The organism is Mucilaginibacter gossypiicola (assembly GCF_900110105.1).
GTDB classification, from domain to species: domain Bacteria; phylum Bacteroidota; class Bacteroidia; order Sphingobacteriales; family Sphingobacteriaceae; genus Mucilaginibacter; species Mucilaginibacter gossypiicola.
The window spans coordinates 653,831-672,292 of record NZ_FOCL01000001.1 but is presented as its reverse complement, the minus strand read 5'-3'; the positions used below and the strand labels follow the sequence as shown (position 1 = coordinate 672,292).

At 41.6% G+C, this 18,462-nt stretch carries 18 protein-coding genes; 10 read left to right on the top strand and 8 right to left on the bottom strand.

Annotation, left to right across the window (positions count from 1 at the left end):
* Window positions 1-54: 54 nt before the first annotated feature.
* Complete coding sequence (locus tag BMX50_RS02725; RefSeq protein ID WP_091207303.1) at window positions 55-1,731, bottom strand: capsule assembly Wzi family protein; 1,677 nt, start codon at window positions 1,729-1,731, stop codon at window positions 55-57.
* A gap of 1,071 nt (window positions 1,732-2,802) precedes the next feature.
* Between BMX50_RS02725 and BMX50_RS02720 the strand changes: the two genes are divergently transcribed.
* The 3 genes from BMX50_RS02720 to BMX50_RS02710 all read left to right on the top strand — a co-directional run bounded on the left by BMX50_RS02720 (window position 2,803) and on the right by BMX50_RS02710 (window position 6,825).
* The gene (locus BMX50_RS02720; protein ID WP_091207300.1) at window positions 2,803-4,215 is read left to right on the top strand and encodes a L,D-transpeptidase scaffold domain-containing protein; all 1,413 of its coding nucleotides are present in this window, start codon (window positions 2,803-2,805) and stop codon (window positions 4,213-4,215) included.
* Between the two features lie 156 nt (window positions 4,216-4,371).
* On the top strand, window positions 4,372-5,634 hold the full coding sequence (locus BMX50_RS02715) for an NRAMP family divalent metal transporter (protein WP_244280825.1): 1,263 nt from the start codon (window positions 4,372-4,374) through the stop codon (window positions 5,632-5,634).
* 138 nt (window positions 5,635-5,772) lie between these two features.
* On the top strand, window positions 5,773-6,825 hold the full coding sequence (locus BMX50_RS02710; protein ID WP_091207295.1) for a response regulator: 1,053 nt from the start codon (window positions 5,773-5,775) through the stop codon (window positions 6,823-6,825).
* A gap of 63 nt (window positions 6,826-6,888) precedes the next feature.
* Here the strand turns inward: BMX50_RS02710 and BMX50_RS02705 are convergent, their stop codons facing one another.
* Both BMX50_RS02705 and BMX50_RS02700 read right to left on the bottom strand, forming a co-directional pair.
* Entirely contained in the window at window positions 6,889-7,263 is a 375-nt protein-coding gene (locus BMX50_RS02705) for a response regulator transcription factor (protein WP_091207294.1), read from the bottom strand.
* Window positions 7,264-7,505: 242 nt separating this feature from the next.
* Window positions 7,506-8,174 carry a BON domain-containing protein gene (locus BMX50_RS02700; RefSeq protein ID WP_091207291.1) on the bottom strand — a complete coding sequence of 223 codons (669 nt, stop codon included), beginning with the start codon at window positions 8,172-8,174 and terminating at the stop codon, window positions 7,506-7,508.
* Window positions 8,175-8,402: 228 nt separating this feature from the next.
* Here BMX50_RS02700 and BMX50_RS02695 point away from each other — a divergent pair, with 228 nt between their 5' ends.
* Entirely contained in the window at window positions 8,403-8,915 is a 513-nt protein-coding gene (locus BMX50_RS02695) for a flavodoxin domain-containing protein (protein WP_091207290.1), read from the top strand.
* A gap of 50 nt (window positions 8,916-8,965) precedes the next feature.
* Here BMX50_RS02695 and BMX50_RS02690 read toward each other — a convergent pair whose 3' ends face one another.
* The 3 genes from BMX50_RS02690 to glgP all read right to left on the bottom strand — a co-directional run bounded on the left by BMX50_RS02690 (window position 8,966) and on the right by glgP (window position 11,695).
* A complete protein-coding gene (locus BMX50_RS02690; protein WP_208864626.1) occupies window positions 8,966-9,979 on the bottom strand; it encodes a zinc-dependent alcohol dehydrogenase family protein in 1,014 nt (337 codons plus the stop codon).
* 73 nt (window positions 9,980-10,052) lie between these two features.
* Window positions 10,053-10,346, bottom strand: coding sequence for a hypothetical protein (locus BMX50_RS34850; RefSeq protein WP_244280823.1), 294 nt, complete (start codon window positions 10,344-10,346; stop codon window positions 10,053-10,055).
* An 8-nt stretch (window positions 10,347-10,354) separates the two neighbouring features.
* Complete coding sequence (glgP, locus tag BMX50_RS02685; RefSeq protein WP_244280821.1) at window positions 10,355-11,695, bottom strand: alpha-glucan family phosphorylase; 1,341 nt, start codon at window positions 11,693-11,695, stop codon at window positions 10,355-10,357.
* 264 nt (window positions 11,696-11,959) lie between these two features.
* Here glgP and BMX50_RS02680 point away from each other — a divergent pair, with 264 nt between their 5' ends.
* Both BMX50_RS02680 and BMX50_RS02675 read left to right on the top strand, forming a co-directional pair.
* Complete coding sequence (locus tag BMX50_RS02680; protein ID WP_091207287.1) at window positions 11,960-12,343, top strand: hypothetical protein; 384 nt, start codon at window positions 11,960-11,962, stop codon at window positions 12,341-12,343.
* A 265-nt stretch (window positions 12,344-12,608) separates the two neighbouring features.
* Window positions 12,609-15,104, top strand: a complete 2,496-nt coding sequence (locus tag BMX50_RS02675; RefSeq protein WP_091207284.1) for a cation-translocating P-type ATPase — start codon at window positions 12,609-12,611, stop codon at window positions 15,102-15,104.
* Window positions 15,105-15,246: 142 nt separating this feature from the next.
* On the opposite strand, the gene BMX50_RS02670 is transcribed toward BMX50_RS02675, so the two are convergent.
* Window positions 15,247-15,699, bottom strand: a complete 453-nt coding sequence (locus BMX50_RS02670) for a pyridoxamine 5'-phosphate oxidase family protein (RefSeq protein ID WP_091208579.1) — start codon at window positions 15,697-15,699, stop codon at window positions 15,247-15,249.
* A gap of 137 nt (window positions 15,700-15,836) precedes the next feature.
* Complete coding sequence (locus BMX50_RS02665; RefSeq protein ID WP_091207281.1) at window positions 15,837-16,106, bottom strand: helix-turn-helix domain-containing protein; 270 nt, start codon at window positions 16,104-16,106, stop codon at window positions 15,837-15,839.
* Window positions 16,107-16,416: 310 nt separating this feature from the next.
* On the opposite strand from BMX50_RS02665, the gene BMX50_RS02660 reads away from it, so the two are divergent.
* Genes BMX50_RS02660 through BMX50_RS02645 form a run of 4 tightly spaced genes read left to right on the top strand, consistent with a single transcriptional unit; the run spans window position 16,417 to window position 18,456 of the window.
* Window positions 16,417-16,842 carry a QcrA and Rieske domain-containing protein gene (locus BMX50_RS02660; protein WP_091207279.1) on the top strand — a complete coding sequence of 142 codons (426 nt, stop codon included), beginning with the start codon at window positions 16,417-16,419 and terminating at the stop codon, window positions 16,840-16,842.
* 11 nt (window positions 16,843-16,853) lie between these two features.
* Window positions 16,854-17,291: a thioredoxin family protein gene (locus BMX50_RS02655; protein WP_091207276.1), complete on the top strand. Its 438-nt coding sequence runs from the start codon at window positions 16,854-16,856 to the stop codon at window positions 17,289-17,291.
* Entirely contained in the window at window positions 17,278-18,225 is a 948-nt protein-coding gene (locus tag BMX50_RS02650; protein WP_091207273.1) for an FAD:protein FMN transferase, read from the top strand. Before BMX50_RS02655 ends, BMX50_RS02650 begins: the two co-directional genes overlap by 14 nt.
* Before the next feature lie 3 nt (window positions 18,226-18,228).
* Window positions 18,229-18,456 (top strand): DUF4266 domain-containing protein, encoded by a 228-nt coding sequence (locus tag BMX50_RS02645; protein WP_091207270.1) that lies wholly within the window; start codon window positions 18,229-18,231, stop codon window positions 18,454-18,456.
* Window positions 18,457-18,462 lie beyond the last annotated feature (6 nt).

Here is an 18,462-nt window from a genome sequence, read left to right as displayed (position 1 = left end):
AGTATAAATGGTTGGCTGATTGATAAACTGAAAAAAGCTGTCTGAAATTGTTCGTTAATTAAAAAAATAAGTAAAGTTAATCCTGGCATGTAAATTATAACTTGAGCCATTTCTGTACTCATAGTTTAAGGTATAAACTGGTGTAACCTCGGCCGAGATCAAATAGTTTTCAAATTTATGATTAGCATAAAAGGTACCTGCAATATCCACCCAATGTAAATTACTTATTCGGGCTTCAGTAAAAGCCTGGTAATATAAATCATTATTATGCAATAGTCTTTCCAGTGTAATGCCATATGAGTTGTAATTTTTAAGGTAGCTAATATCAAAAATAAAGCTGTTGCTTCCGGGGCCAATGCCTGCGCCTATGTACCTGCCATCATTAGTATATCCGTCTCTTGGGCTTTGCGAATGGATATACCATGAAGGTTCGTCGCGCAGTAAATAAGTTGGTGCCCTTTGCAATTGCGTTATTTCTGATTTAATTTGTATAAAACCGCCACGGCTGAGTTCAAATAATTTGCGGCCGCCAAGAGTATACGCCGCTGAATGCTCAGGTTCTTCTAATAGATCAGACAGGCTTCCGGTGCGGTCGTTGCGTGCCCATTCAAAATAAATTTCGGCCTTGTACAAGGGTAGGAGCTGCCTGATGTTAAGTGAGTATGCAAAGTCTTGCTGATCTCCGTTTTGCCCATTATTAATGTTATTGGCCTTGTTTGAAGAGCCGGTAATAACCGGGATTATTTTGCGGATAATATTTTTGTTATGATAGACAGAGTCTTTGTCAAGATAATCATAAGCAGAAAGGCCAAGATACAACCCTTTTAACCATTTAGGTTGCCAATTAATACTATAAGCCGAAATATATCTCGAAACTTTAGGTTTCGGGATATATAGATTACTTCCGTATATAAGTTTGCTTACATCGTCTGGAGCAAAACCAGATTGTTTCAGGTTGCCGCCTATGATTTGCCACTCAAAAGAACCAATTATTGTATTAACCGGCTTGGTGGAGTTGAATGTCCAGTGAAAAAAACCCGGTGCCGAATTACTCATCATGATGGAATTGCGTATTCCTGGCCCCCACCATAAGTTTTCGGTAGATACACCAGCTTCTATGCTTTTATATGCTAAAGTAATTTTTGATTGTCCCGGATAAACATGTTTCAATGATGATGTGCCAAATCGTTCTGGTGCGTCGATTCCGTTAACCTGGGCAAAGTAAGCACCCATTAAAGCTTGTGAGTTGTTTTGAGCTTGTACGTCAGCAAAGGTTGAAAAGCTTTTGTTTTGTGCATAAACTAACTCTGGTTTTATTTGTACGTTAAGAATTCCGGCTTTTAAGAAAATACCACCACTAAGCATACTTTGATACCCGGCATTAGGGTATAACGAAGAATTATTGTAACCATAAGGGCGCTTCACGTTGTACTCGTTTAACCAGTTAACAGGCAGAATATGCAAGCCTGAAGGTATTCCCATGAAATTAAATTTAATGTATTCGCGGCTTGCAATTAGCGGCTGGAGTGCAGAATCAGCTACAATAGAGGTTGTTAATGGCCGAATAACAAACGACGATTTACTATCGATATTTCCAGCTACTTGCTCCCGGCGCAGTAACTCTTCAGCATAACTCCCAACAGGGAAAGTTTGGCCGTAGCTTTTTAATGAAACAACAAAGCTTAATGAAATGAAGATATATAAGGATCGGATAGTTATATTAATGCTCATCAAAAAGAAAGGTTTAGGAAATCAACAATTAACCCAATGGTAATGTTAAAATATCGTTCTTTTAATATTAATTAAAGGATCAGGTGTTTGTATACTAATCTTAAATCAATATCTTGAATTGACTGATATTTATAATAACAATTATCGGGTTTTTTTTAAAATTCCAAAACGTTTTTTAAATTTTAATAAAAAAACTACAATTTGATTACTATACGTTATGAAGAGGTAAAACATTACAATGGCATTTTAATTTTTGTATTGGAGCCGGCGATGTGACTTTTCTAACACAAGCGTTTTGCAATGGTAATGCCATGCCTTGGTTTTGGTAGGCTATCAGATAACGGCCGGGAAGTATGCAAATTTCACAGGTTTGATAAGATTCTCCGGTATTTTTAGTGGAAGAAAATGGTAGCGTTAAACATCCTTAGCTATAAATGCGCTTTGACCGGTTAGATAGATGAAAAAGCAGTTGTTGGGGTAGTTTGGAGAAACAAAAAGCGCCGTAAATTTTACGGCGCTTTTTGTTTCCTAATTGAATAATACTTGGCGGAGAGTTAGGGAACAGTAACCAGTTTAATGTCTGCTATAAATCAATGCTTTGTGCTTTTATTCAGTTAGGGGTCACCTGATAGATCACCCTTAAATAATCAAATCGCTTGTGCTTATTTAACAAAGATATAACTATTTTAAATGTAAATATTCACAACTTCAAGATGAAGGAATTGACAGACGCACTAGTCTAAAAGATCTGTCGGAAACCGTACCGGTTCGATTCCGGTTTGGAAAGATTTGATACTCCAAAAAAACCTATTTCTAAGAGCTGATTACCAATACGACAAACTTTGCTTATCTGCGCTTTGAAAAGTGTCAGAAATGACTATCATTTCTGACCTTCAACTGCTGATATCTTCCACATAGTTTCAATAACCGAGTTTTCCGGGTGACAGATATCATTAAGTTATTTGACGGAGGTCATTCTTTTTGGTAAATGTTATTCAAAACTTTACTTAAAAAATTGATGATCATTTGTCTCTTCGAAAATGGCATCAGGTTATCATAAAATGATTAAAAATGAAAAAGTTGATTTTGGTGATGTTTATAGTCGAATTATTCTTTTCGATAGATGGATTTGCCCAGGACAATAATCCGGCGCTAGTCAGTGCCGTCCGTCATCAACTGAATTCACCAGCTTTACTGCAGGCATTACATTACCCGCAAACCGCAACCCGTTTTTACAGGCAAAATAACTATCGCCCAGTATGGATAAACCCCGAATCTCATTCAAATACCGGAAATGCCATGTTGCTTATAGATTGTGTAATGCAGTACGGATTATCGCATAACGATTTTCATCCTAGGGACCTTCAATTCGACGTACTTCGTGATATTTTAGATAATCCCAATACAGTGGATGACTTGTTGAAAGCAAAATTTGATGTTTTGCTCACGGATGCGATAATCACAATGATGAATCATTTGCATTACGGAAAGCTAAATCCAGATTACGGATCTGCACGTGTCGATTATGGGATGGACATTCCGTTTGCAGCGGAAACCAAGCTAAAAAACGTTATCGATTCACCCGATTTCAAAGATGCGATTCTTAGTGTTCAGCCATGTGCTAAAATCTACGTTGTTTTGCGGGAAATGCTGTATATAATCAGGGGGCAAGCGCCTGACGATTGTTACGGAGAACCTGGCAGCGATGTTATGAAAATAGCTGCTAATATGGAACGGATCAGATGGGCGGAGATTGACGACAAGCAAGAGTTTATCCAGATCAATGTGCCAACTTATACGTTAAAATTGCATTTGCCGGATACTACAGTGCTCTTCAAAGTAATTGTAGGAGCACCAGAAACGCCCAGCCCAACGTTGCAAAGTCAGGTGACTTATTTGACTACATACCCCAACTGGCTTATCCCCAACCAGATATTCACCCACGATATATTGAAAAATGCCCTTGCAGATAGCCTGTTCCTTGGGCGCAACCAAATAAGCATCTATAATAGGGACGGGGAACTAACAGATATCACAAATGCCCAATTGAAATTCATATTAAAATTACCAAACGGATATTATGCCAAACAAGCGCCGGGATGCGATAAAACGCTCGGTTCGATGGTTTTTCATTTTCAAAATAGCTACAATATTTATTTAAATCAAAGGGATGATCAAAAATTGTTGACATTGGATAAGCGCGATGTAAGTAATGGTTGCATTTGGATAGATAAGGCGGTTGAACTTGGTGCGTTGCTGCTTAAATATGACGGTTTGGGACAAGCGGCTCAAATGTACAGGAGTTTGAAAAAAATAAAGACTCAAAATTTTATTCTTAATAAGCCGGTTCCTTTAAAAATCACTTATTTAACGTGTGAAGTGAGAAACGGCGAGTTGATACGGTTTGAAGATATCTATAATTTGGATGAAAGCCTTGAAATGGCCATCTATGGTAAAAATACACATAACATAAGTATAAAATAAACATCGGTTTGCTAACCTTAACATTTAACCATTTGGTATTTTAAAGTTCCGGGTTTCATTTTCCCCTGAAGAGGTTGCTTAACATAGATCAAATTATTCTGACATTTTGCGATAATGAAAACTAACCAGCAGCTAATTAAAAATCGAAAAAATGAGGTGGCAAAGTTTTTTTCGGTGCTGGGCCCGGGCCTTACAACCGGCGCTGCTGATGATGACCCTTCAGGTATAGCCACTTATTCGCAAACCGGCGCACAGTTTGGCTATAATCAATTATGGACAGCGCTTTATATGTTGCCTTTTATGATAGCCGTGCAGGAAGCCTGCGCAAGCATTGGGATGGTTACCGGTAAGGGTATATCGGCCGTAATAAAAGAAAATTATAGCAAAAGTGTTTTATATGCGGTTGCCGGGCTGGTATTAATAGCTAATACCATTAATATTGGTGCCGATATAGGAGCTATGGCCGCCGCCGCCCAATTATTGGTCCCAGCATCTTTTGTTACCCTGACGTTATTTTTTACGCTGTTAATCCTCATTCTTGAAGTTTTTACTTCTTACCGGTCATATGCCAGGATTTTAAAATGGCTGGCCATAACTCTCCTTGCATATCCCATTACTTTATTTATTGTCCGGCAACCCTGGCTCACTATACTAAAAGCAACAGTTTTACCTCATTTTGAATTAAATTTTAGCTTTCTGTTTATTATTACCGGGGTGTTGGGAACTACTATTTCTCCATATATGTTTTTTTGGGAGGCATCACAGGAAGTAGAGGAACAAAAGGAATGGGAACGGCTTTCACATCATAAACCAAAAGTAAGCCGGGGGCAAATTAAGCGGATGCGTATCGACAATACTTTCGGAATGTTGTTTTCAGAATTTACCACCTGGAGCATTATTGTAGTTTCTGCTACGGTTTTACACAACAGCGGTGTAACAGACATCAGGAGCGCTTCCGATGCGGCAAAAGCGATCGAACCATTGGTACATACCTTTCCTAACGCTGGTTTTTTAGCAAAATTAATTTTTTCAATTGGCATCATTGGCCTCGGCTTGCTGGCGGTTCCCGTGCTTTCTGGTTCAGTAGGATATGCTACTTGTGAAGCGTTCAATTGGAAATCTGGACTTAATTTGAAGTTAAAAAGAGCTCCGGCATTTTATGCTGTTATTTGTATCTCCACTTTAATTGGATTACTTATCAATTATAGCGGGGTAGATCCTGTTAAAGCACTTGTTTATGCAGCAGTGTTAAACGGAATAGCTGCGGTGCCTCTACTTTTTTTAATAATCCGGATCACTTCTAACAGAAGTATCATGGGGGAATTCAAAACTAAACTATTTTCCAAAATACTGCTTTGGTTCACTTTCGTCACTATGGGGGCGGCTGCGATAGCGTTATTTTATACAGTTTATGCATAACCCAGAACCTTTCGCAACAGCTATAAACATTGACTTCCTTTTTTATATTAAAAAAACACGCTTTTATTGCAGATAAGCCAAATGATTATGACACCTCAATTAAATGATTTAAATTAGGCTATGTCCAGTACCTGATTTATGAGTATTCCAATTTTAATAATAGAAGATACCGCCGACATTCGGGAGGGTGTAGTTGAAATACTCGAACTGGCCGGTTATACCGTTTATGCTGCAGAGAACGGAAAAGTAGGTGTTGAACTTGCTAAAACCCATTTGCCGCATATAATTCTTTGTGACATTATGATGCCGGAGCTCGATGGGTATGGTGTGCTGTATATGCTCAATAAATTGCCGGAAACGGCTAACATACCATTCATTTTTCTTACAGCCAGGGCGGATCGGGTTGATTTACGCAAGGCGATGGAAATGGGGGCTGATGACTATCTCACCAAGCCTTTTGATGATGTGGAACTGCTTGCAGCAATTGAGAGCAGATTAAAAAAGCAGGAACAGCAAAAGAAATTTTATAGCGAGAGCCTTGATCAGTTAAGCCGAGTTGTTTCCCGGAAAGAAGGCTTAGCCGAACTTCAAAAGATCATTAAAGAGCGAAAAGTGCGTTCATTCAAAAAAAATCAGGTTATATATTATGAAGGGGATAAGGGAAACGGCTTGTATGTTATACTGAATGGAAAAATTAAAACCAGCAAGCTCGCTTCAGACGGGCGGGAATTGATAACAGATTTGCATACGGCAGGCCAATACCTCGGTGTCAGGTCTCTCCTGGCCGATGATTCCTATTCGGAAACCGCTTGCGCCGTTGAAGATAGTCAGCTATGCCTTATTCCCAAAGAGCGGTTGGATGAAATGCTTAATTTATATCCCGATGTAACAAGCAAGTTTATTAAACTGTTGGCGGGCCAGATACGGGAGAATGAAGATCGTTTACTGCAATTGGCTTATGATTCTGTTAGAAAGAAAATGGCAAATGCCGTTTTACGGCTTCTCAGGCAAACTAACGCTGAAGACAGAAGCATTCGTATTTCCAGAGAGGATTTGGCAGCGTTTGCCGGCATGGCTACAGAAACGGTTAGCCGTACATTGTCAGACTTTCGCAGCGAAGGATTGATCGAAAAAAATGGCAGTGTAATCAGGGTGCTTGATTTGGAGCGGTTAAGTAAAATGAAGAATTAATTTTTCTGCAAAACGCAAAAAACATGTAAAAAATATGATGCAGGAAGTTTAGCCGGGTATTTTTTATTCCCCAGCCGATAGCAGGCATCGCCCAAGTGTTTGCAATAATTCTTCCGGGCCAAAGGGCTTGCAAACGTACCCGTTAGCCCCTAAATGCATTCCTGTCTCCATTTCTTTTTTCTCGGCATTTGCCGTAAGAAAAATAAAGGGAATGGTTGCGGTAATGGGGAGCGATTTTAGCGCCCGAAACACCTCATAGCCATTGGCCATGGGCATCATGATATCACAGAGAATAATATCCGGCAACCAGTCTCTTGCTAATTGAAGGCCGGCCTCTCCATCCTCAGCCGTCAGTACCTTGTAACCTTCCAGTTCCAATAGCTCACATGTGTTTTCCCGGATATCCTGATTATCTTCAATTACCAAGACTTTTTTCATAATGCCTCATCTTGTGGTCTTAGTGCCGCAAACAGAGTTTCAATAATAAAGATATGAAAGATTTCTTAAATACTCCGGTGAGTTGTAAGTTGGTGTCAGCTGCGCTGGCCAGGTATCGAAAACGCCATTTTTAATAATCCTAAATAGTTACAATCAAACGTGAAGAGAAGATATAGTTATGCCAAACTGGCAATCCTATTCAGTTGAATAAGGCGCTGCCATAAAGCGCCAGCGCCTTCCTTTTAAAAAGCAAATTCAGCTTCTCCGATATCCAGTTTGTTTTTTACATGGAATATGCCGGGCGCGGCCAATGCTGCATTCTCGGCGTCGTCTTTCTCCGCAAGGGAGCGTACCCTGCCGGTCAGCGTTACGGTGTTTCCATTGATTTCCGCATGAACCTTCGCTGCATCTATACCGGCGCTTCTGTGAAAAGCTGCGCTAATTTTTTGCTCCAGTTCGTAGGCAGATAGCCTGGGTTTCAGCGCAATCCGGTTGATTACCGATTTTATACCCGTGAGGTTTTGAATAGCTGTTACTGCGCCGGCGCGCTGATATTCCCATTCCAATTCGCCCTCAAGTGTGACAACGCCGCTTTCTACCTTGATTTTGATCTTATCGTTGGGGATCGCTGAATGCCATTGTAGGGTGTTTAATATTGCCTCGGCTATTTCAGTATCGGTTCTGCGGTAGATTGGGGAAATCCCTATTTGGATGTCTTCGGCTACAGCCTTCACGCCGGCCACCTTTTTTACTGCCTTTTCCGCATCAACTTTTTTAGAAAATGTGTCTACGGTACCCGACAGCGTAACAATGCCGTTTTTAACGGCAACTCCAATTGTGGATGAGTTTAGGAATGGTTGCCATTTAAGTTCATCCATCACGTCATTCTGAATTTCATGGTCTGTTTTCACAATTAATTATTAAATAATAGAGTTGTGTTAATTGATATTCAAATGACCTCAATTTCAGTAGAAAACAACATGACGGTGGGCAGTACCCCGGATGATTGTTATCACGATAATAACCCAGACAAAAAATGTAGGGAACAATGATAGTTTGGATCATTTTAGAACATGACCCGGGTCATTTTTGTGTTGGTATTTGCCAGGTAACTTGCCCGTACAAAATCGACAATTGCCATGAAAGGAATCATCATTTACGGGAGTAAATACGGCGCGACTAAACAATATGCGCATTGGCTGGCCAACATTTTGCAAATGCCGGTATCAAAAGCCGAGAGTGTGACTCCCGACGTGCTGGCTCTTTATGATATGATTGTAATTGGTAGCCCAGTTTATATCGGCAAGTTAGTGCTGCATGATTGGCTGAGGAAAAATAGCGACAGTCTAAAACACAAAAAGCTTTTTATATTCATTGTTAGCAGCACCAACGATGAGGATATTGCGCAGCGGCACGCGCTGATAAAAAACAACTTCGACCATAATATCAGCAAAATGGCCAAAGTGTTTTTCCTCCCTGGCAGATGTATTGTTGCTAAACTTTCATGGATGGACAGGTTATCATTAAAGATGGGCGCCTGGCTGGAAAAGGATCCTGAGAAAAAATTGGTTATGAAAAAGGGATTTGATTATATGGATCGCCACCACCTTGATGATATCATTGCACAAATTCAGCGTTTTGCCGACGATTAGTACGAGTTTTTTCGTGCAGATGCCAACAGTTTGGAATAGCGGCCTTTAGATCAGGCTTCATCCATAATCAGCACTGCAGCGCCGCTAATTTGCCCTGATCTTAACATCGAGATAGCGTCATTAGCTTCGGACAGTTTAAACACCTGGGTTTGCGTATGTACCGCAACATTTTTCAATGCAGAAATGAAGTTCAAGCCATCCTGGCGGGTTAAATTTGCAACTGATTTAACCGAGCGTTCGCCCCAAAGCAAATCGTATGAAAAGGTCGGGATATCGGTCATGTGAATCCCCCCGCAAATCACCTGGCCTCCTTTATCAATCTCTTTTAAAGCTTTGGGAATTAATTCGCCGGCAGACGCAAAAATAATGGCCGCATCAAGTAACTCAGGCGCAGTTTCCGAACTGCCGCCTGCCCAATACGCCCCCATAGCTTTTGCAAATTGTTTTGCCTGATTGTCATTGTCTCTAACGAACGCGAACACCTTCTTGCCTTGAGCTATAGCTATCTGGACCAGGATATGTGCCGCTGCCCCAAAGCCATACATGCCTATATTTTGGGCCGATGGCGTTATCATCTGGTAAGAACGAAAGCCTATAAGGCCGGCACAAAGCAAAGGCGCTGAAGATGGGCTGCGATACTGCTCATCCAATACAAAACAAAAACGGGCATTTGCCACTGTATATTCGGCATAGCCCCCGTCTATGGTATAACCGGTAAATAACGGGTTATCGCAAAGGTTTTCCATTCCTTGCAGGCAAAACTTGCAATGCCCGCAGGTTTGACTCAACCACGGTATACCCACAAGTTGACCGGGAACTGGCTCTTTGACCGCCTTTCCGGCTTCGATTACCGTTCCTAATATCTCGTGCCCTGGGATTAGCGGAAGTTTGGGTTTATCAAGTTCGCCATCTATTATATGCAGGTCGGTACGGCAAATGCCGCAGGCCAATACTTTAACAAGTACTTGGCAATCAGAAGGCCGGGGGATTGGCAGCTTTTTGCAGATGAGCGGGTTGCCGGCTTTTTCCAGCACCATGGCCCGCATGGTATAGGGGTATATCATGAGTATTTCGGTTTTATTTATTAAACATCAAAACAGCCGACGTCAAAATATAATTTATTGCATCGCTGATAGTTTATGAACTGTAAATTTTCATGTAGTATTCATCAGCCATCCTTGCCGATTCAAAGACTGGGAATATATCTTTTGCTGCTTGCTTCATGATAGATAGCCATTGATCCTGGTTGCGATAATACATGGGCATTATTACGTTTTCTAACAAGTCCATCAGGTTCCTGTTCTCCAGAATATCTTTTTCTTCTTCTGATATCGTACCGGGTGCGGGCCTGATCAGGAAACAATTATTCATTTCTCGGGCAAATTCAGGGACCCAGCCATCAGGCATCGACAGGTTTATACTTCCGTTCATGGCCGCCGTCATACCGCTTGTGCCTGATAAAGTTTCGGATTATTCAGCCATACGTCCGAACCTTTTTTTAACATAGCCGATAGCGCAAGCTCATAGCCTGTCAACACCGCGCAGCGCTTAAAAGGCCTGGTTTTAATCATGATCTGGTTAAATTGATCTATGGAATCCTTATCTTCAGGATAAGGCTTACCGGCCCAGATCAACTGTATAGGGTAATCGCTTTGTTCGAGCAAACCCGTAAATCGCTCCCAGTCTTTCATGATGAGGCCGGCACGTTTATAGCCTGCAAAACGTCGCGCCCAAACAATGGTTAGTACGTTTTCGTCAAAAAGTTTACCGCATTGGTCGGCTACGATTTTGAACAAGCTTCGTTTCATTTCTTTTTTCCAGGCTATGACATGGCCATCATCATTATCAGCAAAGGCCGCGTTAAGATCAGTGTCGCTCCAGTAAGCGTTGTTTTGGGCGTTGGTAATAGAAGTAATTTCGCATATATCGGGGTTTTTACCCCACATTTGCCTGGCGACTTCCCCGTGGAGCTTTGAAACCCCGTTGGCTTTTCTTGAAAATTTAAGTGCCCCCAATGTATAATTAAACCGGTCGCTTTGCATGCCCAGCATTTTCCTTACCTCGGTATCTTGTAAATGATAAAAGAACGACATTTCTTTTAATAGAACATAGCTATGTGATTCGTTGCCGGCCATTTCCGGGGTATGGGTTGTAAAAACCACCCGCTTTTTTAGTTCCGCAAGGCTTTTAAATTTATCAAGCAGGTAAAAGTTAAGGGGTACGGAATGGCCCTCATTCATGTGGTAAATATCCGGTTCAAGCCCCAACAGGTCAAGCAAAGTAGCGCCGCCAATACCCAATATAATACTTTGCGCAATGCGGGTTGCTTCATTCGGGTCATACAAGCAATGGGTGATAGAACGCGAAAGCTCATCATTTTCGTCAATATCGGTACTCAGCAGGATTAATGGGGCTGTTCCGAACGTTTCAGGAGTGAGTAAATAAGCTTTAACATGTACCGGGGCATCATGAACGGATACCTGGAAAACGAAACCTAAATCTTTCAGAAAAGCATATTCTTTTCTGATAAATTCCGCTTTCATCAAACCCTCACTATCTCTTGCCTGATCATAATAACCATATTTCCATAAAATACCTATCCCAATCAGGTTTTGCTTTAACTGGTAGGCGCTGCGCAAATGCGAACCTGATAAAAAGCCCAACCCTCCGCTGTAAATCTTCAGCGCCTGGTCAACAGCAAATTCCATAGAAAAATAAGCTACGCTCGTTTGGTATTTTTTATCGGGTGTGTAGCCGAAAATTTCGTCTTTGGTTATCATAAATAGTCGATTGGTTGCTTATTCTATAACAGGTGGCGCTATTGTTTGTGTTATCCGGCGCCGGGTATGAGTTTGCCTTAATTACCATGCTTAGGTTCAACAAAGGTAGGTTGTTGTTTAGGCAGCGAAATGATCGCTTCTCCTCAAATAAATGATACTGATCATTTATTTGAGGAGAAGTTGTTTGGCAATACATGACGAGTGTCACCCTTGCAGCTGTTCGTGGTCATTCCGGCCATATACAGCGCGTTGCAATTTTGTATTATGAAAAATCATATCAATATCAAATACGTTAAAAACCTCAATAACGACGCTTTACGCGGCATTGTTTTTTACACACAGGAACTGGGTATCCTTCAGGAGAGGTTACAGGAAATAGCAGCAGATAATACTGCGCGCGAAGTGCAGGAAAAGGTTGAACATTTTCAAAATCAGTTCAGCATCCATCAGGATTATCTGACAAAGTTAAGGCACGATATCCAAATCAATGATAAGGCAATCGAGGCCCAATTACTGGTTACCGATGCCGTGATCTCTGAAAGGACCGCCGCTGAGCATGCCGGCATCCATGAGAACTACATCACTGAGGAGAATATTTTCAACAACCTGCGACACGAGTTTAACCGCTTCGCTGCACAATGGATGTAATCTAAGGAAATAAGAAGAAATATGCGCAAACCTTAGTTTTTAAAAGGAATTTAAGGTTCTCCAAATGACGAGGATCACAAACAAAACTGATCATTGTCCTGTCCGGACTTCAATATAGTAGATAGTTTTGTTATAACCGATGGATGGAATTTATTCCTGTTTCGGTAAATGATCCGCATCATGGGTTCAATACCGGTGACGGCGGCATTACGGAACCGGAGGTACCGGTTCCGTTTTTTTTTATTAAATATCCCCCGCGTTGTCAATGACTAAAAATAATTTCCATATCCAGGGTTTGAGCCGGTTGGAAGTTGCCGCTGCGCGGGAAAGATATGGTATTAACCGCCTTTCAATAGAAAAGAATAATGTTTTTTTTACTGCCCTGAAAGACCTCGTAGCAGAGCCAATGGTTGTTTTACTATTAGTAACGGCCGTTATATATTTAGTTAGAGGTCAGAACGGCGATGCTATGTTTTTAGCGATAGCCGTATTTTTGGTAGCCGGAATTTCTATTTTTCAAAATTCCAGGAGTAAGGCTGCTCTCGATAAGCTAAAGAGTTTTACACAGTCAAAGTGCAGGGTGATCCGGGAGGGTTTGGTAACTGATATAAATAGCTATGAGCTTGTTGTGGGCGATAGCCTAATAGTCGAAGAAGGTATGTCCATCGCAGCGGATGGAAGGATCGTGCATTCCAATGATTTTTCCGTTAATGAGAGCATACTGACGGGAGAATCCCTCCCGGTTTTTAAGGATCCATTGTCTGTTGAACCCATCGTATTTCAGGGTACCACAGTAGTAAGTGGACTTGCAGTGGTTGCCGTTTCTGCTATAGGTGATCAGACCCAGCTTGGTAAAATTGGAAGGGGGCTGGAATCTATCACGGTAGAAAAAACGCCGTTAGAATTACAGATCAACAATTTCGTAAAAAAGATGGTCATCATTGGTGTCATTGTTTTTGCAATTGTTTGGGCTATCAATTTTTTCCGCTCTGCCGATTGGCTGGCCAGCCTTACTAAAGCACTTACCCTGGCTATGAGCATTTTGCCCGAAGAGATCCCGGTTGCATTTACCACTTTCATGGCTTTGGGGGCCTGGCGGTTGATGCAGATGGGAGTGGTGGTTAAAGAAATCAAAACTGTGGAAACGTTAGGCAGCGCATCAGTAATATGCACGGATAAAACGGGTACTCTTACTGAAAACAAGATGAGTCTTGCTAAATTATATTTAAGGGGGGCCAGGCAATTTTATGACGCTGTAGAGTTGATGGATGAAAAAAAAGCAAGGCAATTGGTGGCGTTGGCAATGTGGGCAAGCGAACCTATTCCTTTTGATCCGATGGAAGTGGCTTTACATGAAGGCTATCATAAAAACTGTGATACAGATGAGCGCCCCGGTTATCGTTTGGTTCATGAATATCCATTGGCTGGTAAGCCGCCAATGATGACACATGTTTTTGAAAATGAAAGCGGTCATCGGATCATTGCGGCAAAAGGCGCGCCGGAGGCTTTGCTGGCCGTATCAGGATTAAATATTGAAGAAAAAAAAGTTATTGAAAGCGCGATCAGGAAACTATCGGCAGAAGGTTACCGGGTATTAGGCGTAGGGCGGGGACTTCTTGATGGCAATCAGTTTCCGCCGGTGCAGCAGGAAATTCAATTTGACTTTGTTGGCCTGGTGGCTTTTTATGATCCACCAAAAAAGAACATAAAGGATGTACTGGAAGCTTTTTACAAGGCAGGCATCGTTGTGAAAATTATAACAGGCGATAATCCTTTCACCACCCAGGCAATTGCAAAGGAAATAGGTTTCCGCAACGGCAATGAAACCATCTCCGGCGACGCGTTACTCGCCTTGCCCGAAAAAGAGTTCGGGGAGAAGATAAAGCATGTCAATATTTTTAGCAGGATGTTCCCCGATGCAAAACTAAAGATTGTCAACGCGTTAAAAGCCGCAGGCGAAATTGTTGCTATGACCGGCGATGGTGTTAATGATGGACCTGCGCTCAAGGCAGCGCATATTGGTATAGCCATGGGCACTAAAGGAACGGAAATAGCCAAAGATGCCGCTTCGCTGGTGCTTGTAAAAGATGATTTGTCAAAAATGGTTGACGCGATAGCCATGGGCCGGCGTATTTATACTAACCTTAAAAAGGCAATACAGTATATTATTTCTATTCATATACCTATCATTCTTACAGTATTTATTCCTTTAGCATTTGGATGGATCTACCCTAATATATTTTCCCCTGTTCATATTATATTTCTGGAACTGATTATGGGGCCGACATGTTCTATTGTTTACGAGAATGAGCCTATCGAAAAGAACACTATGCTCCGGCCTCCAAGACCTCTGGTCTCGACATTTTTCAATTGGAGTGAGTTAGTGACCAGTGTTATTCAAGGATTAGTGATCACCGGGGTGACCTTGCTTATTTACCAATATGCAGTAAACGCAGGGTTTAGTGAGCAACTGACACGTACCATGGTTTTTAGTTGCCTGCTCTCGGCCAATATTTTCCTGACACTGGTTAACCGTTCATTTTACTACTCGCTGCGGGTTACAATAAAGTATAAGAACCGGCTGATGTTCCCGATGCTTGGGTTTACCTTGCTGCTTGGCTTGGCGTTGCTTTATATCAGGCCATTAGCAATGTTTTTTGAATTTAAGTCTCCTTCTGCATTTCAGCTTGCAGTAAGTGCCGGCGCAGGCTCTCTTTCCGCCGGATGGTTTGAGGCATTGAAATGGGTTAAGAGAAAATGAGATTAGCGCATCAATAATTATGTGCTAATGATTTTGGGGATACTCCTGATCAGAGCAAATTAGGTTTTATTGACCATGAAAGAAACTATAAACAGTTACAATCAGCACGTATCTGCTCTTTATTTCGCACCCAACCGGATGATTAATTGTGCTCAAACCGACCGGTTGTTTTGTCAATTATTATTTTATAAACTATGAGGTCAATTTTATCTCCCAGGTCGTATTCACTTTCGGTGATCCCATGGGAGGGATGGCCAGAAGGCTGTTCAACCAATGGCATGATCCTATGAATTAGGGCCTGCATAGTCTGTTCTTGCTCTCCAATTTCGGTAATCTCTTCAAATTTTCCCCAGGCGATGACACTTTTCCAGCTAAAGATGTTTTTTATTTCGTCCACCTCAAAACAAACTTCAGGGTTTTGCCGCATCATCTCGATCTTTTTTCCCGGACCGGAGTGCGCATAGATAACGCCGTTTTTATATACGTAATTAACAGGCACAATATAGGTAGTACCGTTGGCGTGGCATCCCAGGCGGCCTGTAATTTGCCGGCTAAGCAAAGCTTCTATTTCTGGCTGTTCCAATTTTCCTAACATAGCTAAGCGCATTAAGTTTATCAAAACTAAACACGCAGGGATTTAAATAAGATGTTCTTTGTCAGCGGGAGATATGATCTATATCACTCTTGTTGAATTGTTGCTGATATCAATTTCTTAACCGGTGCTTTGCTGCCCTAAGTTTTTGCGCGATACAGGTACTTGTTATATCCGAATGAGATTTTTTCGATGAGGCCGGCCTCCACCAGTTTCTTCAATTTATTATTGAATGAGCTGTGTGAGATATCGAGCCCGGTAGCTCGTACATCCAACCAGATAGATTCGGCATCCTTGCCTTCTTTTGATGTTAACATTTGATTGATAATGTAGCCACTTATCAACTGCATCTGTTCCTGCGGTTTAGTAAGCCGTGACTTTGATGACCTGAAAGGATATTGGATATTCATTGCTTTATATACTCAATGATTTATAGCTTATTTCCAATAAGCCAAAATAGCTTTCAAATTTGAAGCAAATCTGTACCTGGCTTTAATACTCCCTTTTTTAAAGCTTCAAATTGTTAAATTCTGTTAAACAATACGCATTTCATCTCAACTACAGAATGTTGCAATACTATTGTTAAAAAAAGAAGAGTGCGGATAACTATGCTGTGTTGTTTACCGACACAAAATAGCCGTTTGTCCGCACATTGTTTGAAGTACCTAATTGCTAATTAAATTTAAAGGAAACTTATTTATATACCCCGATCTTAAATTTATGGACAGAAAAGAATTTCTTTCAACGATTGGAATTACGGCCGCTTCATTTGCGTTGATCAATTGCATCGGTTGCAGTAAAAAATCAGATAGCGCATCCGGCAGTGTTACCGGGCCGACGGGCGTTGATTTTACACTTGATCTTAGCCTTTCCTCAAATTCGGCTTTGCTGAGCAATGGTGGTTACCTCGCTTCAAACGGCGTAATTGTAGCAAAGACTACGGCCGGCGCTTACATTGCTGTTCAGCAATCCTGCACGCACGAAAGTTACCCGCTCATTTACCAGGGTAGTAGTCAGCAGTTTTATTGTAATAACCATGGCTCCGCGTTTACTGAGGCCGGAGTGGTTAAAAATTCGCCAGCAAACCGTAACCTAACTGTTTATAAAACAACACTAACAGGTACATCTTTGAGGGTATTCTCTTAAAAAACGTTAAAATGAAATTACTGATCTTCACACTTTTTTTATTTGTGGCTAAGCCGGTTACCTGGCTTGGTGATTTCAGCAAGGCCCAGGCCGAAGCTTCTGCATCACATAAACTGATTGTTATAAACTTTTCCGGTTCGGACTGGTGCGGCCCCTGTATCCGGTTACGAAAAGAGATACTGGAATCGGATAAATTCAATGATTTTGCAGCTGATAAGCTTGTTTTGGTAAGGGCTGATTTTCCACGGCAAAAGAAAAACCAATTGAGTAAAGAGCAGGTGAAACTGAACGAGGCACTTGCGGACAAATACAACCCCGATGGTAAATTTCCGTTTACACTGCTTGTTGATGAGCACGGTAAAGTGTTAACAGAGTGGGACGGGTATCCAAATGAATCCACCGATCAGTTTATTGATCAGATCAAAGCCTTTACAAATGACAGCCATTGAAATAGTGCCAACCGTTTATAAACGCGTTCTGAAATTGATGGGCAACCGCTTTGAAATAAGCGTAGTAAGCGATGATGAGAGCCGGGCGTCAAGTCGTATCGATTTGGCTGTAGCAGAAATAAGCCGGATAGAAAAATTACTTACCACCTTTAGCGACGATAGCCAAACCAACCAGATTAATGCTGCTGCCGGTATAAAGCCGGTAAGAGTGGATCAGGAGGTTTTTCAGCTTATTCAACGCTCGCTCAAAATATCCGCGATTACGCAAGGGGCATTTGATATTACCTACGGATCAATTGATAAAAGCCTGTGGAACTTTGATATAAACATGAAAAGTTTGCCCGATGCCGAAACCGCGCGTAATGCTGTACGACTGATCAATTACAAAAACGTGATCATGGATCCTGAACACCTAACAGTTATGCTTAAAGAAAAAGGTATGCGCATAGGTTTTGGCGGGATAGGGAAGGGATATGCTGCCGACCGGGCAAAAGCCATTTTACAGCATAACGGCGTAAACAGTGGCATAGTAAATGCAGCCGGCGACCTAACCACCTGGGGAACACAACCTAACGGTAAGCCATGGACTATAGCTATTGCAGATCCCGATAAGCAACTAACACCCTTTTCAACGCTTAATATCAGTGATATGGCCATCGCTACATCCGGTAATTATGAAAAGTACGCTGTAATAGATGGTAAAAAATATTCCCATACCATCGATCCTAAAACGGGTTTGCCAGTAAGTGGAATTAAAAGCGTGAGCATTATTTGCCCAAGTGCGGAATTTGCCGACGCTATGGCCACACCGGTAACCGTAATGGGTATCAGGGTGGGCCTTGATTTGGTAAATCAACTACAGCAACTTGCTTGTGTGATCATCGACGACAATAACCGCCTTTACACCTCCAGGAATATCAACGTTAAAAATTAATACATGAAAAAAATACCCCTGATTAAATTAATGCTGGTGAGTAGCTTGCCGGCACTTTGTCTGCCATCTTGTATGTCGGTAAAGGCCTATCAGAAAAATCGCCTTAATGATGCGGAGATGGAACTGTCAGCCCGTAAATCTCAGAAGTTTGAGCAAAGTTTTCAGTTATACCGTGAAGGCGGCTCAGGAGCAAATGGCGGAAAAAGCGGCGGTGGCTGCGGATGTAATTAAAACGGC

Bases quoted from the DNA above. Each gene is read 5' to 3' on its own strand.
- BMX50_RS02725 (WP_091207303.1), bottom strand. From the start codon at position 1,731: ATGAGCATTAATATAACTATCCGATCCTTATATATCTTCATTTCATTA.
- BMX50_RS02720 (WP_091207300.1), top strand. From the start codon at position 2,803: ATGAAAAAGTTGATTTTGGTGATGTTTATAGTCGAATTATTCTTTTCG.
- BMX50_RS02710 (WP_091207295.1), top strand. From the start codon at position 5,773: ATGAGTATTCCAATTTTAATAATAGAAGATACCGCCGACATTCGGGAG.
- BMX50_RS02705 (WP_091207294.1), bottom strand. From the start codon at position 7,263: ATGAAAAAAGTCTTGGTAATTGAAGATAATCAGGATATCCGGGAAAAC.
- BMX50_RS02695 (WP_091207290.1), top strand. From the start codon at position 8,403: ATGAAAGGAATCATCATTTACGGGAGTAAATACGGCGCGACTAAACAA.
- BMX50_RS02690 (WP_208864626.1), bottom strand. From the start codon at position 9,979: ATGATATACCCCTATACCATGCGGGCCATGGTGCTGGAAAAAGCCGGC.
- BMX50_RS34850 (WP_244280823.1), bottom strand. From the start codon at position 10,346: ATGAACGGAAGTATAAACCTGTCGATGCCTGATGGCTGGGTCCCTGAA.
- glgP (WP_244280821.1), bottom strand. From the start codon at position 11,695: ATGATAACCAAAGACGAAATTTTCGGCTACACACCCGATAAAAAATAC.
- BMX50_RS02680 (WP_091207287.1), top strand. From the start codon at position 11,960: ATGAAAAATCATATCAATATCAAATACGTTAAAAACCTCAATAACGAC.
- BMX50_RS02675 (WP_091207284.1), top strand. From the start codon at position 12,609: ATGACTAAAAATAATTTCCATATCCAGGGTTTGAGCCGGTTGGAAGTT.
- BMX50_RS02670 (WP_091208579.1), bottom strand. From the start codon at position 15,699: ATGTTAGGAAAATTGGAACAGCCAGAAATAGAAGCTTTGCTTAGCCGG.
- BMX50_RS02665 (WP_091207281.1), bottom strand. From the start codon at position 16,106: ATGAATATCCAATATCCTTTCAGGTCATCAAAGTCACGGCTTACTAAA.
- BMX50_RS02660 (WP_091207279.1), top strand. From the start codon at position 16,417: ATGGACAGAAAAGAATTTCTTTCAACGATTGGAATTACGGCCGCTTCA.
- BMX50_RS02655 (WP_091207276.1), top strand. From the start codon at position 16,854: ATGAAATTACTGATCTTCACACTTTTTTTATTTGTGGCTAAGCCGGTT.
- BMX50_RS02650 (WP_091207273.1), top strand. From the start codon at position 17,278: ATGACAGCCATTGAAATAGTGCCAACCGTTTATAAACGCGTTCTGAAA.
- BMX50_RS02645 (WP_091207270.1), top strand. From the start codon at position 18,229: ATGAAAAAAATACCCCTGATTAAATTAATGCTGGTGAGTAGCTTGCCG.